General features: G+C 38.7%; 12 protein-coding genes. 3 read left to right on the top strand and 9 right to left on the bottom strand.

The window, feature by feature from the left end:
• Positions 1-34 precede the first annotated feature (34 nt).
• Positions 35-712 carry a YggS family pyridoxal phosphate-dependent enzyme gene (locus tag AU255_RS17660; protein WP_080524224.1) on the bottom strand — a complete coding sequence of 226 codons (678 nt, stop codon included), beginning with the start codon at positions 710-712 and terminating at the stop codon, positions 35-37.
• A 125-nt stretch (positions 713-837) separates the two neighbouring features.
• Here AU255_RS17660 and AU255_RS17665 point away from each other — a divergent pair, with 125 nt between their 5' ends.
• Both AU255_RS17665 and AU255_RS17670 read left to right on the top strand, forming a co-directional pair.
• Entirely contained in the window at positions 838-1,875 is a 1,038-nt protein-coding gene (locus tag AU255_RS17665) for a type IV pilus twitching motility protein PilT (RefSeq protein WP_080524225.1), read from the top strand.
• A 14-nt stretch (positions 1,876-1,889) separates the two neighbouring features.
• Complete coding sequence (locus AU255_RS17670; RefSeq protein ID WP_080524226.1) at positions 1,890-3,026, top strand: PilT/PilU family type 4a pilus ATPase; 1,137 nt, start codon at positions 1,890-1,892, stop codon at positions 3,024-3,026.
• Positions 3,027-3,120: 94 nt separating this feature from the next.
• Here AU255_RS17670 and trmL read toward each other — a convergent pair whose 3' ends face one another.
• The 6 genes from trmL to amoC form a co-directional block, all read right to left on the bottom strand.
• Positions 3,121-3,576 carry a tRNA (uridine(34)/cytosine(34)/5-carboxymethylaminomethyluridine(34)-2'-O)-methyltransferase TrmL gene (trmL, locus tag AU255_RS17675; RefSeq protein ID WP_080524227.1) on the bottom strand — a complete coding sequence of 152 codons (456 nt, stop codon included), beginning with the start codon at positions 3,574-3,576 and terminating at the stop codon, positions 3,121-3,123.
• Between the two features lie 96 nt (positions 3,577-3,672).
• Positions 3,673-6,174 carry a glycogen/starch/alpha-glucan phosphorylase gene (locus AU255_RS17680; RefSeq protein WP_080524228.1) on the bottom strand — a complete coding sequence of 834 codons (2,502 nt, stop codon included), beginning with the start codon at positions 6,172-6,174 and terminating at the stop codon, positions 3,673-3,675.
• Between the two features lie 118 nt (positions 6,175-6,292).
• The gene (gene secA / locus AU255_RS17685) at positions 6,293-9,043 is read right to left on the bottom strand and encodes a preprotein translocase subunit SecA (protein WP_080524229.1); all 2,751 of its coding nucleotides are present in this window, start codon (positions 9,041-9,043) and stop codon (positions 6,293-6,295) included.
• 226 nt (positions 9,044-9,269) lie between these two features.
• Positions 9,270-10,514, bottom strand: coding sequence for a bacterial ammonia monooxygenase, subunit AmoB (gene amoB, locus AU255_RS17690; protein ID WP_080524230.1), 1,245 nt, complete (start codon positions 10,512-10,514; stop codon positions 9,270-9,272).
• Between the two features lie 74 nt (positions 10,515-10,588).
• Positions 10,589-11,338: a bacterial ammonia monooxygenase, subunit AmoA gene (amoA, locus tag AU255_RS17695; protein ID WP_080524391.1), complete on the bottom strand. Its 750-nt coding sequence runs from the start codon at positions 11,336-11,338 to the stop codon at positions 10,589-10,591.
• Between the two features lie 124 nt (positions 11,339-11,462).
• Positions 11,463-12,215, bottom strand: coding sequence for a bacterial ammonia monooxygenase, subunit AmoC (gene amoC / locus AU255_RS17700; protein WP_080524231.1), 753 nt, complete (start codon positions 12,213-12,215; stop codon positions 11,463-11,465).
• Between the two features lie 1,053 nt (positions 12,216-13,268).
• Here amoC and AU255_RS17705 point away from each other — a divergent pair.
• A complete protein-coding gene (locus AU255_RS17705; protein ID WP_080524232.1) occupies positions 13,269-13,703 on the top strand; it encodes a hypothetical protein in 435 nt (144 codons plus the stop codon).
• Positions 13,704-13,726: 23 nt separating this feature from the next.
• On the opposite strand, the gene ald is transcribed toward AU255_RS17705, so the two are convergent.
• Both ald and AU255_RS17715 read right to left on the bottom strand, forming a co-directional pair.
• Positions 13,727-14,839, bottom strand: a complete 1,113-nt coding sequence (gene ald / locus AU255_RS17710) for an alanine dehydrogenase (RefSeq protein ID WP_080524233.1) — start codon at positions 14,837-14,839, stop codon at positions 13,727-13,729.
• Between the two features lie 100 nt (positions 14,840-14,939).
• Positions 14,940-15,434, bottom strand: a complete 495-nt coding sequence (locus AU255_RS17715) for a DUF411 domain-containing protein (protein ID WP_080524234.1) — start codon at positions 15,432-15,434, stop codon at positions 14,940-14,942.
• Positions 15,435-15,440: the final 6 nt, after the last annotated feature.

Here is a 15,440-nt window from a genome sequence, read left to right on the forward strand (position 1 = left end):
GGATAAACAAAGCACTGTTTCCCAGTTACAGGATTTAATTTCTGGCGCCAAACAGTGCTGTTCCAACTCGTACAATCGTTGAGCCTTCAGCAATTGCAGCCCTTAAGTCAGTGGTCATACCAAAGGAAAAAGTATCTAACTCAGCTCTATTTAATGCCTTTACGGCCTGATACAGCAGGTGATACGGCTTGCGTTGCTGCTCATACTCAGCGACGGGTTGTGGTATGGCCATTACTCCTCGTAATTTAAGATTAGCTAGTTTAGAAACCTGTTCAACTGAATCCGCTAGCTCATCGAGTTGAAACCCTGATTTACTTGATTCATTGCTTATATTGACCTGCAGGCATATATTCAATGGTGGCAATTTTTCTGGTCGCTGCTCACTCAGACGTTTGGCTATTTTTAATCGATCGATGCTGTGTACCCAGCTGAAATGCTCCGCAATTTGTCGAGTTTTGTTGGACTGTATCGGGCCAATAAAATGCCAGCAAATCTGATAACAGCTTAACTCTCTTTGTTTTAATAAAGCTTCTTGCAGATAACTTTCGCCAAACGCTCTCTGGCCTGCATGATAAGCTTTGATGATATCCTCAGCTGGCTTGTTTTTGCTGACTGCGAGCAGTTGTACTGAAAATGCAGGCCGCTGCACATCAAACTCCGCTCGGCGGATATCAGCATTGATCTTGTCTAATTTTATAGCAATAGAAGTCATTCGTAAGGTACGCAATCTTTATTGAGTTACCTTTATTAAACACTACTACTTTAAAAAATTAAAGACATAAGCTAAGGTATGACGGATAACTTTATAATTATTCCTTATTTCTGCCTGGAGTCTCAATGGATATTGCCGAATTACTCGCGTTTTCTGTTAAAAATGGTGCCTCGGATTTACATTTATCTTCGGGCCTTCCCCCGATGATACGAGTTGATGGCGATATTCGTCGCGTTAATATCGATGCTTTCGATCATAAACAGGTGCATGAGCTTATTTATGACATTATGAATGATAAGCAACGGCGTGATTATGAAGAGTTTTTTGAAACAGATTTCTCTTTTGCTTTACCCGGTTTAGCCAGGTTCCGTGTTAATGCCTTTAATCAGGAACGCGGCGCAGCTGCTGTATTTCGAACAATTCCTTCAGAAATCTCCTCTCTGGAAGATCTGGATGCACCGAAGTTTTTTACGACACTCACTGAAAAATCTCGTGGCCTAATTTTGGTTACTGGCCCAACAGGCTCAGGGAAATCAACGACTTTAGCGGCCATGATTAATCATATTAATCTTAACCGTTATGAGCATATTCTAACCATTGAAGACCCGATTGAATTTTTGCACACCAGCCAAAAATGTCTAATCAACCAACGAGAAGTGCATAGAGATACACAAAGTTTTAATGCTGCTTTAAGATCAGCACTGCGCGAAGATCCTGATATTATATTGGTCGGAGAGATGCGCGATATAGAAACAATACGTCTTGCACTAACTGCCGCCGAAACAGGCCATCTGGTTTTTGGCACTTTACATACCACATCGGCCGCAAAAACCATTGACCGTATTATTGACGTTTTTCCAGCTGCTGAAAAAGAAATGATTCGCTCGATGCTATCTGAGTCACTGCAAGCAGTTATCTCACAAACTTTATTAAAACGAATAGGTGGCGGACGTATCGCTGCCCATGAAATTATGGTCGGCACTCCTGCGATTCGAAATTTGATTCGTGAAGCCAAAGTCGCACAGATGTATTCCGCCATTCAGACAGGCCGCCGTGACGGAATGCAGACTCTGGATCAGAATCTAAAAGATTTAACTGATTCGGGAAAAATCACTTCTAAAGCAGCCATGTCTAAAGCCGTTAGTAAAGAAATGTTTCGTTAAACAAGGTGAACAATATGGATTTTGATAAGTTATTAGCATTAATGTGCACACAAAAAGCATCTGATTTATTTATTACTGCAGAGCGTCCCCCTGCTTTAAAAATTGACGGTAAAATTGTAGATGTCTCAAAAACACCACTAACTGAAGAACAATCTTTACAGATAGTAAAAAGTATCATGACGCAACGCCAACGCGATGATTTTGAAAATACCAAAGAATGCAATTTTGCTATCAGCCGCAAAGGACTAGGGCGCTTCAGGGTCAGTGCCTTCACCCAAAGAGACGCTGCTGGCATGGTTCTAAGGCGTATAGAAACTGAGATTCCAGACTCAGAAAGCTTACATCTTCCAGATACCTTAAAAGCTGTCATTATGGAAAATCGCGGCCTGGTTCTTTTTGTCGGTGCCACCGGTACCGGTAAATCGACATCATTAGCTTCTTTAATTAAGTACCGTAATCAGAACAGCTCCGGGCATATTATTACCATTGAGGATCCTATCGAATTTGTACACCCACATTTAGGCTGCATTGTTACTCAACGTGAAGTGGGCATGGACACTGAATCCTATGAGGTTGCCTTAAAAAACACCCTCCGTCAGGCTCCTAATGTTATTCTTATTGGTGAAATTCGTACCCGTGAAACCATGATGCATGCCTTAGCCTTTGCCGAGACTGGTCATTTATGCCTATCTACCTTACACGCAAATAATGCAAACCAGGCGATTGATCGCATTCTGCATTTTTTTCCTGAAGATATGCATAATCAGATTTTCATGGATCTATCTCTTAATTTAAAAGCAATTATCGCTCAACAACTGGTTGCGCGGGCAGATGGCAAAGGCCGCTATCCTGTCATGGAGATTCTGTTAGGTACACCACTAGTTTCTGACATTATACGCAAAGGTGAGGTACATAAATTAAAAGAACTGATGAAATCTTCCCGAGAGTTAGGTATGCAAACCTTTGATCAGGCTCTTTATGATTTATATACTCAAGGGAAAATTAGTTACGATGATGCGATTAATGCAGCTGATTCTAAAAATGAAGTCCGCTTGATGATTAAACTAGGGGCAGATAATGATTTCTCTGCTGGAGACGAGGAAATAAGCTTATCTAATATTGATGAGGAGGGTGGAAACCTTCGGTTTTAGGCAAAATATAAGCCTGTGAAGTGCTAAATTTCTTCAGTGATATGCTTGAATCTTGATTAGGATTGACAAAGCGGACCAAAGCCCGTTTTACGTATCAAACAAAACCTTGCTGACGCCATGCTTCATAGATTGTTACAGCCACAGTATTAGACAAATTCAGACTTCGGCTTTCCGGCAACATTGGTAAGCGAAGTCGTTGCTGCTCAGGTAAAGCATTTAAAATACTGTCAGGTAGACCTCGTGTCTCAGGACCAAACATCAAAACATCATCTGGAAGAAATGTAGCGTCAGCATAACATTGCTTAGCTTTAGTGGTCAGGGCATAAATTTTGGCATATTGCTCATGGTTTAAAAAAGCGTCAATATCTGCATGTACTTTTATATCAGCCCACTCATGATAGTCCAACCCAGCTCTGCGCAATTTCTTGTCGTCCAGTTCAAACCCTAAGGGTTGAATTAAATGTAATTTAGCACCTGTATTGGCACAAAGACGAATAATATTACCGGTATTGGCGGGTATTTCTGGCTCAAAAAGAACAATATTAAACATTTACAACCCATCTAAGCGACTAGTTTTCAGACAAAAAAGCCCAATGTATTGATTAAAATACATTGGGCTTAAATATGTAACCGAAGTAACTGTTATCTATTTAACAGCGATTGCCTGCAGATTCCAGATTTCATCGCTATAACTTTGAATAGTGCGGTCCGTGGAGAATTTACCACTATTAGCAGTATTCATAATACTCATACGCGTCCAGCGTTCTTTATCCTGATAAGCTTCTTCAACCAGCTTTTGAGCATCCACAAAACTACGAAAATCTGCAATAGTCATCCACAGGTCATCCGAACTCTTAATAGAACTAATGACATCATCAAAAATACCTGGCTCACATTGGTTAAAATGCCCACTCTCAAGCAAGTGCATGACACGTTGCAAATCTTCATCCTGCTCAATAATTCCCATTGGGTTGTACTGATGACGCATTTCTTCAACTTCAGATTCAGTTAAGCCAAATAAGAAGAAATTATCATCACCCACTTCTTCCCGAATTTCTATATTAGCACCATCCAGCGTACCAATAGTTATCGCGCCATTCATCATAAATTTCATATTACCGGTACCAGATGCCTCCTTACCTGCGGTAGAAATTTGTTCAGATAAATCGGCTCCAGGACATATTTTTTCCATTGCTGAAACACAATAATTCGGCATAAAAACTAACTTTAATTTTTCACCAACATCTGGATCAGCATTAATTATTTCAGCAACATTATTAATGAGCTTAATAATACGCTTCGCCATGTAATAACCAGGAGCAGCCTTACCACCAATCAACACACAACGATCTGTCCAGTTTGCAGTATCTCCGCGTTTGATACGGTCATACAGATGTATCACATGCAACACATTTAATAACTGACGTTTATATTCATGGAAGCGTTTTACCTGAACATCAAATAATGCATTTACATTAAGATCGAGATTATGCTCGGTTTTTTTGAAATTAATTAACTTTTGTTTGGAGCTTTGTTGTAATTCATACCATTTTTTACAAAATTTCTTATCGTCAAGAAAATTTTCTAATTTTTGCAATTCAGATAAGTCAGTAATCCATTTATCACCTATTGTCTCAGTAATAAACTCTGCCAGATCAGGATTACAAGCAGCCAACCAACGCCGGGGTGTTACTCCATTGGTTTTATTATTAAATTTTTCTGGCCATAATTCATAGAAATCTTTAAATAAACCTTCTTGCAATAACTTCGAATGTAACTCAGCTACACCATTAACAGAAAAACTACCCACAATCGCAAGATATGCCATTCTAACATGCTTGTTTCCATGCCCTTCTTCAATCAGGGACATACGAGCCAAACGGTCAGTATCTGCAGGCCAGCGTGTAGATACCTCAGCCAAGAAATGTGCATTTATTTCAAAAATAATTTCCATTACTCTCGGCAACAAACGCTCAAATAAACTAACTGACCATCTTTCTAATGCTTCAGGCAATAAAGTATGGTTTGTATAGGCCATAGTTTTTTGGGTTATAGCCCAGGCTTCAGACCATTTTAAATCATGATTATCAATCAACAGGCGCATTAATTCAGCTACCGCGACACTCGGGTGTGTATCATTTAATTGAAAACAATTTTTTTCGGCAAAGTGGGTAAAATCATTCCCATGACGCCCTACCCAGTTGGCAACGATATCTTGTAAACTTGCTGATGCCAATAGGTACTGCTGCTGTAAGCGTAATGCCTTACCATTTTCATTTGCGTCATTAGGATAAAGCACCATGCTAATATTTTCTGCGCTATTTTTTGCAGCAACAGATTCAGCGTACGCTCCAGCATTAAATTCATCTAATTTAAATTCTTCCGTAGCTGTAGCCTTCCATAAGCGCAAGGTATTTACCGTGCCATTTTGATAGCCAGGAATCGGCGTATCATATGGTACCGCCAATATATCGTGCGTATCAACGCACATCCTTTTCTTATTACCCTTGTCATCTATGACTTCTACTACCTTACCGCCAAACTGAATCCGGTTTGTGTATTCAGGCCGTTCTATTTCCCATACATTGCCATTTTTCAGCCAGTGATCAGGACGCTCAACCTGTTCGCCGTTAATGATAGCCTGCGTAAACATTCCGTATTCATAACGTAATCCATAACCGGTAACAGGCAGCTGTAGAGTAGCACAACTATCAATAAAGCATGCAGCCAGGCGCCCCAAACCCCCATTACCTAAACCAGCATCAGGCTCGCTTTCAATTAATTCTTCAATATTCAGACCTAAATCATACATGGCCTGCGTTACCTCATCAGTAACACCCAAATTTAACATGGCATTGCTAAGTGTACGCCCCATTAAAAATTCCATAGATAGATAGTAGGCTTTTTTACAATCTGTCTCTCTATAGGTATTGTATGTATCTTTCCAGCGCTCCACTAAACGATCACTTATTGCTAATGATAAAGCTTCATAAGCGTAATGCGGCGAACGACAATTCTGATCCCGACCTAAACGATGACTATAATAACGTTTAAAGTCAACAATAAAATCATTTTTTACTAACCCTAATTTTGGCAATTCAGTTATGCTAGAACAAGGGTTACTTTTTTTAAAAATATTATTTGGCATTATTTTGTACAGGATAAAATTTAATTTTTTAATGTTCTTTAGGGGAGTGCTTTTGGTAAACTGAAAATGCCATGAACTAGCGTTCATAGCAACGATTTTAACTAGCAAACTTTAGACCTTACAATTTACCATGACATTGCTTATATTTCTTCCCTGATCCACATGGGCATGGTTCATTACGACCTACTTTCCTATCTTCTCGAACAAATGGCGTTTCTATTTCATCCGACGGGTTTTGTTCGTGACCGTCTCCCTGACTGTCAACTGACTCTGCAATTCCACTATCCGCATCCGCATGTTCAAAATGCATTTCCTGAGGCGCTTGACGTTGCTCATCAATTGCATCTATATCTTCTTGTTTTGTCACTTTCACTTTAGCTAAAATGCTAACTACTTCATATTTAATTTGATCCAATAAACCAGAAAACATTGCAAAAGCTTCACGTTTATACTCCTGTTTCGGATCTTTTTGTGCGTAGCCTCTGAAATGAATCCCTTGTCGTAGACTATCCATGGCAGCCAAATGCTCTTTCCAGCTATTATCCAAGACTTGAAGCATGACTGATTTTTCAAAATGACGCATAACATCAACTGATATTTGCTCTTCCTTTTCTGCATACTCTTTGGCGATAATATCTATAATTGCCGTACGCAAAGACTCTTCATGTAAGCTTGTATCATCCTTTAGCATTTTAGCAACGGGTATTTCTACCTCAAATTCATCTTTTAAATGCGCTTCTAATCCCGTAATATTCCATTGTTCTTCCATTGTTTTTGGAGGAATATACTTAGTAATAACATCATTAATAACATCTTCGCGTATAACTTCAATAATATCGCTAATATCATCAGATGCCATTAATTCATCACGTTGCTTATAAACTACTTTCCGCTGATCGTTTGCGACATCATCATAAGCAAGGACTTCTTTACGTTGATCGAAGTTTCTTCCTTCAACTTTTTTCTGCGCGTTTTCGATTGATCGCGTTACCCATGGATGTTCAATCGCCTCACCCTCTTCCATACCGAGTTTTTTCATTAAACCCGCAACTCGATCGGAAGCAAAGATGCGCATTAAATCATCTTCTAATGATAAATAAAAACGTGTAGAACCAGCATCTCCCTGCCGACCTGAACGTCCACGCAATTGATTATCAATTCTTCGCGACTCATGTCGCTCTGAACCAATAACGTGCAATCCGCCACTTTCTTTTACTCGTTCATGTCGGTCTTGCCAGTCTTTTTTGACTTTATTAATTTCTGCTTCCGATGCATTTTCACCTAAGGCCATGATTTGAGCATCTAAATTACCACCCAGAACAATATCCGTTCCTCGACCCGCCATATTAGTCGCAATTGTTATCGCTCCGGGCATTCCTGCCTGCTCTATTATATGAGCTTCACGTTCATGCTGTTTTGCATTAAGTACTTCGTGCTTTATTTTAGCGTTATCCAGTATATTCGAGATTAATTCTGAATTTTCAACGGATGTTGTTCCAACTAATACTGGCTGTCCTCTTTTAACACAATCCTTAATATCTTCAGTAATTGCAAGATATTTTTCTTTAGCTGTCAAGTAAATCAAATCACCTTTATCATCTCTTAGCATAGGTCTGTGGGTTGGTATTACAACCACTTCAAGACCATATATTTTATTCAATTCAAATGATTCAGTGTCTGCAGTACCTGTCATCCCTGATAACTTTTCATATAATCTGAAATAGTTTTGAAAAGTGATAGATGCTAAAGTCTGGTTTTCATCTTGTATTTTTACACCTTCCTTAGCCTCCATAGCTTGATGCAGGCCTTCTGACCAACGACGTCCCGGCATAATTCGGCCAGTGTACTCATCAACAATGATTACTTCATTATTTTGTACTATATAATCCACATCACGGTGAAACAATGTATGCGCCCTTAATGACGCATTCAAATAGTGCATAAGCCTAATGTTGGCAGGCTCATATAAACTCGCACCCTCTGCTAATAAACCATGCTCTACCAGCAACTCCTCTATGTGCATATGACCAGCTTCAGTAAGATGCAACTGCCTGGATTTTTCATCAACGGTAAAATCACCAGAACCCTGCTCTTCTCCTTCTTTCTCGCCTTCTAGCCGTTCAACTTTTTTTAAAAAAGGAACGATTGCATTGGTTTTCTCATAGTTTTCTGTACTATCTTCAACAGGCCCTGAAATAATTAATGGCGTTCTTGCCTCGTCAATTAGAATCGAATCAACTTCATCAACTATGCCAAAATAAAGATCTCTTTGTACCTTTTGGTCAAGACTAAATGCCATATTATCGCGCAAATAATCAAATCCAAATTCGTTATTTGTACCGTATGTTATATCAGCTGCGTAAGCAGCTTTACGTTGCGCATGATCTAAATCACTAATGATGACGCCCGTAGTTAATCCAAGAAAAGAATACAATTGCCCCATCCAGGCTGAATCCCTTGCTGCCAGGTAATCATTTACTGTAACAACATGAACGCCTTTTCCAGGAAGCGCATTTAAATAGGCAGCCAAAGTTGCCATTAATGTCTTTCCTTCCCCGGTTTTCATCTCTGCAATCTTACCGTCGTTTAATACCATACCACCAATAAGTTGCACATCGAAATGGCGCATATCAAATACGCGAGATGAGGCTTCTCTGACAGTTGCAAATGCTTCCGGAATTAAACTATCTAACTTTTCGCCATCTCTTAAGCGAACTCTAAATTCTTTCGTTTTTGCTTGTAGCTCTGCATCTGTTAATTTTGCAAATTCTTCAGCTAATTTATTAACTGACGATACTAATTTTCTTTTCTTTTTAATTAAACGATCGTTACGACTACCAACAACAAATTTAACAAGCTTACCTAGCATCCTTTTTACCCAGTGTGTATTCTTAATGAGACTTATAACTTTGCAATTATAACCTGTTTATGCCATAGCGAACACAAACAATGCTTTTTTTAATCTGTTTTTTTATGTTTCACATCTTTTATCTGCCTTGAACAGAACATTGCAGACAAAAAAAAGCCCCTGTTACTTGCGTAACAGGGGCCTGTACTTCTAATTCCTACTTAGTATTAACCAAGTATTCTATTCATTAAATGAATGTTGGAATTAATGGAGCATCTACCATAATCATTTGACGGTTACCTTCTTCATCGAAGAAGAATAATAAGCCAGCAAAACGACTATCTGGATCATAGATCAAATCAGCTAAACGGTAAACTTCCCATGCTGCATCAGAAGCTGTTACTTCAACAGTTCTAGTCTCACCAGGAGCTAGAGGGCTGTTATCAGAAACAGTTAAGCCTTCTTCAGCTAAAAGATCATCAGGATAACCTGTTTCATCTTCTAATACATCAGGATCTAGGAAACGTACAGATGCAGTCATGAACTCACCTAAACGAACCGCAGAATCACCATTATTAGTAATAGTCAAAGTCATTTGCATAGCACGACCCGGAACACGGTAGCTTGCATCTTCAACGACTACAGATATAGAAGTCTCTGGTAATTCAACTGGAACCATACCTCGCATCAAACCCGCTTGCAAAGGAGTTGTAATAGGGTATTTCTCATTTGTAGTACCCATAGACATCATTACAAGACCCATAGTACCAACTGCAAATGCGATAGCAACTTTCTTATCACCAGAACTGATTAGCGTATCTGCTTTACCAGAAGTAATAGCGATGTGACGTGGAATAAACATAGGACGTTTAAACCAGAACAACAACCATGCTAAACCGATACCCATCCATAATGCATGCCAGAAATATACGTTATCTAAAGCGTAATCTTCAAGGTCAATTACATCACCAGTTAATGTAGTTAAAGGATTTGTGAAGTCACCCATAGAACCAGTAATAGTTACCCATTTACCTGGACCAATGATTGGACCACCGCCTTCAACATTCATCATAGTATGAACGTGCCAGTCACCTGGACGACGTGCTTTTAACAATACTTTAAAGTCATAAGTACTACCAAGTTCAAGTGAAACTGAACGAGGTACTAATTGACCACCGATCCAAGAACCTGCGCGAATAAATACAGGTCCAGGAATACCAATGTTCAAAAATGCTACATCTGGCTTATCAACAGTTTCAGGCCATCCAGCGAAAACGTGGAATTTACCAGAAATTATTACAGTTTCGTTAACCGCAACCTCATCTTTAGACCAGTTAAGGTCAAACCAGTGAATAGTACGCATACGCATAAACGCTGCTTGAGACTTTTCACCATGTGCAGATGCTGTAGGCGTGTAGAACATCGCAGATGTTACAGCCAAAAGCAATGCGACAAATGATAGTTTAGCTATCTTGTCTTTTATTGTTTTCATATATCTCCTCCAAACTAGAGAAATTGATTTTCGTTTATCAATAAATAAAATATTTATTGCATTTTTAGTTATTATTAAATCTGTGCAGGATCTACGAAGTCAGTTTTGTTAAACCAACGTCCGAAATAATGCCACAAGAAATATATGATAATACTAACGAAACCTGAGAAGAATGCAGATACTGGAGCAACATCTTTACCAAATGTTCTTAGTGTTCCTTTCTCTACCATTCTGATGTATTCAGGAGTACCAGTACGTACGTAATGGTAACCTTGTAAATCAGCTAAAGTAAACATCATACCGTTATATTCAACAGGTACGTGTAAAGGAGCAATAATTGGCCAGTTACCTGGGTAGAACAATAGTCCATATGCTAAACCACCAACTACAGCTGTTAAAATAAAGCTGCCAGAAAGCATTAACACAACATCAAGAACGATTGCGCCAGGAACTAGGTTAGATGGGAATACGAAATTTACTGGGAAATAAGTCCAACCCCAGAAGTTTAAATAACGGTTAATCCACTCACCAATCATAAGAGCCATAACAGCTACTACCGCACCAAAAGGTAGACGGTAACGATACCAAAGCATCGATTGAACAGCAGCAGGAAAAGTAATTGAAACGATCGGCGCTACAGTTACCCATAAACGTCTATCTTTCCAATCTGTCCAGAAATCCCAGTCACCACCAGTTAACATGTAGTGAATATGATATCCACCAAGTACAGCAGTGAACAGTGTAAATAGAATCATCCAGTCCAACGCACGTGAAACTTGTACAGCTTCAGCACGTGAACGTACAGCTGATTGAGATGCACTCATTAGCTTACCTCCAAAAAATTTATTTTTATTTTCATTATCTCTCTTCAACCCCGCCATCGCAAGATGGCGAGGTAAGGAGATAACAAGTTTTTTTACTACTATTATTTATAAAACTTACTTTATATTAAGCTAAGTCTTTTTTAAGTAGTTTAGTTAAAGCTTCTACTTCGGTGTTTACAACACCCATAATCGCTAAAGCTGCCCATCCGAAGAATACGAAGCCATAGTGAAGAGGTGCAACAAACAATTCTTCCATAAACCAGAAAGTATGACCCCATTCGTTTAATCCTACATTTGGTAGAATCATGAAAGGACCAATTACTGATACCATATACATGATAGATAGACCTTCTTGGTAAGCAGGTAATCTTGTTTTTGCATATAAGAAAGCAGAAACACCAGTAATGATGTATATAGGATATGACAAATAGAATTCAATGATGTGACTAGGCGTAAAGTCAGTATCACGAACAATAGTTTGATGCCATGTACCGTCTTGCTCTGTGAAGTATGAAGCACCCCAATAGATAGCCCAACCGTACATTACTAACCATATCCAATGAGTGAAATGTCTTCTTAACTCTTCACGAGGTGTGATAGACATAACTTTACGATCACGTGATTTCCACAAGTAACCCCAAATAGTTGATGCAAGAATTACCTCAACAACTAATTCGATATACAACATGTTCATCCAATACGTTTCAAACTCAGGTGCAAATGAGTCTAAACCTGCAGACCATCCGTATACACCTTCATACCAACGTATAAATGAATAAAATACTAAATACAACATAAAACCTGCGATCAGGTTTGTTTTGTTTAGCAGTGGTGCTTCTGAAGCATCAGCTTTCACTGAATCAGTTGTAGCAGCCATTATTACCTCCTAAAAGTAAATATTTAAATCTTTCAACAAATATTGAAAGCGTTAATACATCCTGTAACATCATTAATTATGATGACACCATTCCATTTGAGTGTTGCTAAGTTTATCAACTTTAAACTCTATGTCAAGATAATCTACAATCGTATTAATACTGATTCGATACTATTAATTTAAGCTTATGATTTTCATAAATTTATAATAAGCACTTTTTTAAAAAAATTTTTAAAAACTATCCTTTAGCCCATTATTTGCAACTAGCACATACCTTAGCTATCAATTTATCCTACTAGCAATGATACGATCATTCCGCGCCATTTGCTCTTTACACCAGTTTCTTGTCAGCTATTTTACAGATCTTATATGTATATTTTTGTTCAAATGTAAAACATACTACGCTCAACATTATTAGGCTTTTTTTTGATTTTTAATTTGCAATGCATTGCACCTGAATCCCTCGGGCTCGCTTTCTAATCATTCCAATCCTGCAACTCCCTTTTTCAAGGTGAGCCAGGATTAGTTGATATTTTGTGTCATTACAATTACCTATTTTTGCTTCCTTACTGATTTTGCAAAGCGTATTTATATAAGCTATTGTTACTTTTAAAACTCAATAACTTCAGAGTTCAGATTGCTGCCCCAACATCTCATTGTCAGCATAACCCCAGGTTGTTTGCATTTTCTTCGCCTACAAGCGATCGAACACCTAGTCATTATTCGTGGCAGCACCACGCACTGCCTCTTTTGCTACGCTACTCCTACTCTCCTTGGCGGAAACCCTCAATATTATTCGCCTTGTCTTTGTATGTTTATGACTGTTTTTGCGTTAAATTAAAGTTTCAAGAAAACTTATCCTCCATTTATATTGGCTTTTTTATACATCAAACTTTTTGAAGGACCAACTTTCTTCTTTTCGCCTTACATTTTTCAATAGGTTTTGTATTTTTAACTAAATGTGAGGTTTAAATGTTTCTACAGGCCTACGTAACTCATCATGATTTTTCTGTTATAATTATGTACTATTAAATTTTTACTTTGTTTACAGACATGAAGAAAAAAACTCTTATTTTTATAGCTTGCCTCGTTGGCATACTTGCTTTTCAATACAAAGCTGTCATACCTTTTGCTGAAAAAGTCGCATCTTCCAGCCTTTTCTTAGAAGAAACTGGTGATGAAGGAAGCAGGCTTCCGTCTTCCACTCCGATGACAACGTATGCATTTAATCAGTGCAATATAGCAATAAGAGATGAAGTCGATAGCGATATTAACATTATCTTCCCTGCCGAGCCTTTAAAGTCATGGTCTCTTGGAAATTATCAATATATTATTAATGCTGAAATCGAACTGAGTTCAGAAACTGGCCCTGCATTTTTCAGAAAATATGCGTGTCAAATTAAATATGATGATGGCAAAGATCCGGAAGGGATCTTGGACTCTGATAATTGGACACTTTACGGCTTATCAGGAATCTCTGATTTATAAATCAATGCGGGTAAAACTTTACTTTACTCGCAAAGTTCATTGAGTGATATATAAGTCTCCAGCATATTTAAGCTTGTTGCAATTTGTTGATTTACTATTCTTGATTTATAAATATTTATTGCTTTAGAAACATTTGCTTGTGCGCAAATACCTGAAACTCCTTTATCAGCCAATAAATGAATATACATCAAAGTTTCTGCGCACAACGCCATGGTTGATGTTCTTGGATATGCCCCTGGCATATTAGTAACACAATAATGAGTCACACCATGCTTTAAATACACTGGACTATCATGCGTAGTCGCTCTTGATGTTTCTATACACCCGCCCTGATCTATACTAACATCGACTATAACCGTCCCTTTACGCATGGATTTAACCATTTCTTCAGTTACTATATAAGGCGCCTTGGCTCCTTTATTTAATACGGCCCCAATCACCAAATCAGCATCTATACAATTTTTTGCAATAGCTTTGGCTGTAGAAAAAAAATACTCTACACCCTCAAGCTCACCAGACAGCTGCATGCCGCTTTTAAGCTCGGACAATCCAGATTGAAAGACATTAGCCCCCATTCCATTTAAAGTATGTGCCGCATGGGATCCAACGACGCCATCTCCTATAACCAGCGCTTTGCCATGTCGAGTCCCTAACACCTTGCCTAGCTGCACACCATTGCCATTGTTATACTTAGCTAAATAATAAGCTCCAACTAATGCAGCCATATTTCCTGCAATCGCGCTCATTGGAGCCAATAAAGGCAAGCGTCCTTGCTCATCTTCTAATGTTTCATATGCTATCGCTGTGGTACCACTCGTTAATAAGCGACGAGTTAATTCTTTTTCCACCCCGGCCAGATGCAAGAATGTAAATAAAATTTGCCCCTGTAAATAGTGATACTCTGAGCTTAATGGCTCTTTAACCTTTACAACCAGTTGTGTAGCCCAGGCTTCTTTGGTAGAAACTATTTTTGCACCATTTTGCTCATATTCCTGATCTGTATAAGCTGAACCAACTCCTGCGCCCCGTTCTATCAAAACCTTATGACCAGCTCTTACAAGCTCAGCAACGCCTGAGGGAATGATTGCAACCCGGTATTCCTGTATTTTAATTTCCTTTGGCACCCCGATAATCATTCATTTATCCTATTTTGTACTTGATCCATATGAAGCAAATATCGATTTTTTCATAGCCTTACAATTTGAATTCAATAACATCATCAGCACAGACTAATCATTAGTATTTATCGTATGCCTTATAAAGCTTCACCTGCCCATCACTATCAAAAGCCATCACATTAAAGGGCGCTTGCTTATCTCCCATCTCCATACCCGGCGTACCAACCTCCATGCCAGGCACTGTCAAACCTTTAATTCCTGGCTTATCCCGTAACATGGTTTTAATATCATTTGCAGGCACATGCCCCTCCACAACATAACCATCGATAATGGCAGTATGACAAGAGGACAATGAACGACTTACCCCATATTTATCTTTGATCTGTTGTATATCCTCAACCACATTATCTTGCACATTAAATCCATGCGTCTTAAGATGCGCGAGCCATTTACTACAACAGCCACAAGTGGGGCTTCTGTATACCACTGCTTCAATTCGTTTGCCTTCTTGCACAATGATCGTCGGCTCATCCCAAACGCTTTCAGCATGGCTTATATTAAATTTAAATCCAAAAATACAGATTATCGATATTGCTATTGCTACTTTTTTCATCATCCC

The sequence above is a fragment of the Methyloprofundus sedimenti genome, from assembly GCF_002072955.1.
GTDB lineage: Bacteria > Pseudomonadota > Gammaproteobacteria > Methylococcales > Methylomonadaceae > Methyloprofundus > Methyloprofundus sedimenti.

Coding starts and splice junctions, on each gene's coding strand:
- AU255_RS17715 (WP_080524234.1), bottom strand. CDS start 15,434: ATGAAAAAAGTAGCAATAGCAATATCGATAATCTGTATTTTTGGATTT.
- AU255_RS17660 (WP_080524224.1), bottom strand. CDS start 712: ATGACTTCTATTGCTATAAAATTAGACAAGATCAATGCTGATATCCGC.
- AU255_RS17705 (WP_080524232.1), top strand. CDS start 13,269: ATGAAGAAAAAAACTCTTATTTTTATAGCTTGCCTCGTTGGCATACTT.
- AU255_RS17670 (WP_080524226.1), top strand. CDS start 1,890: ATGGATTTTGATAAGTTATTAGCATTAATGTGCACACAAAAAGCATCT.
- secA (WP_080524229.1), bottom strand. CDS start 9,043: ATGCTAGGTAAGCTTGTTAAATTTGTTGTTGGTAGTCGTAACGATCGT.
- ald (WP_080524233.1), bottom strand. CDS start 14,839: ATGATTATCGGGGTGCCAAAGGAAATTAAAATACAGGAATACCGGGTT.
- AU255_RS17665 (WP_080524225.1), top strand. CDS start 838: ATGGATATTGCCGAATTACTCGCGTTTTCTGTTAAAAATGGTGCCTCG.
- AU255_RS17680 (WP_080524228.1), bottom strand. CDS start 6,174: ATGCCAAATAATATTTTTAAAAAAAGTAACCCTTGTTCTAGCATAACT.
- amoC (WP_080524231.1), bottom strand. CDS start 12,215: ATGGCTGCTACAACTGATTCAGTGAAAGCTGATGCTTCAGAAGCACCA.
- amoB (WP_080524230.1), bottom strand. CDS start 10,514: ATGAAAACAATAAAAGACAAGATAGCTAAACTATCATTTGTCGCATTG.
- trmL (WP_080524227.1), bottom strand. CDS start 3,576: ATGTTTAATATTGTTCTTTTTGAGCCAGAAATACCCGCCAATACCGGT.
- amoA (WP_080524391.1), bottom strand. CDS start 11,338: ATGAGTGCATCTCAATCAGCTGTACGTTCACGTGCTGAAGCTGTACAA.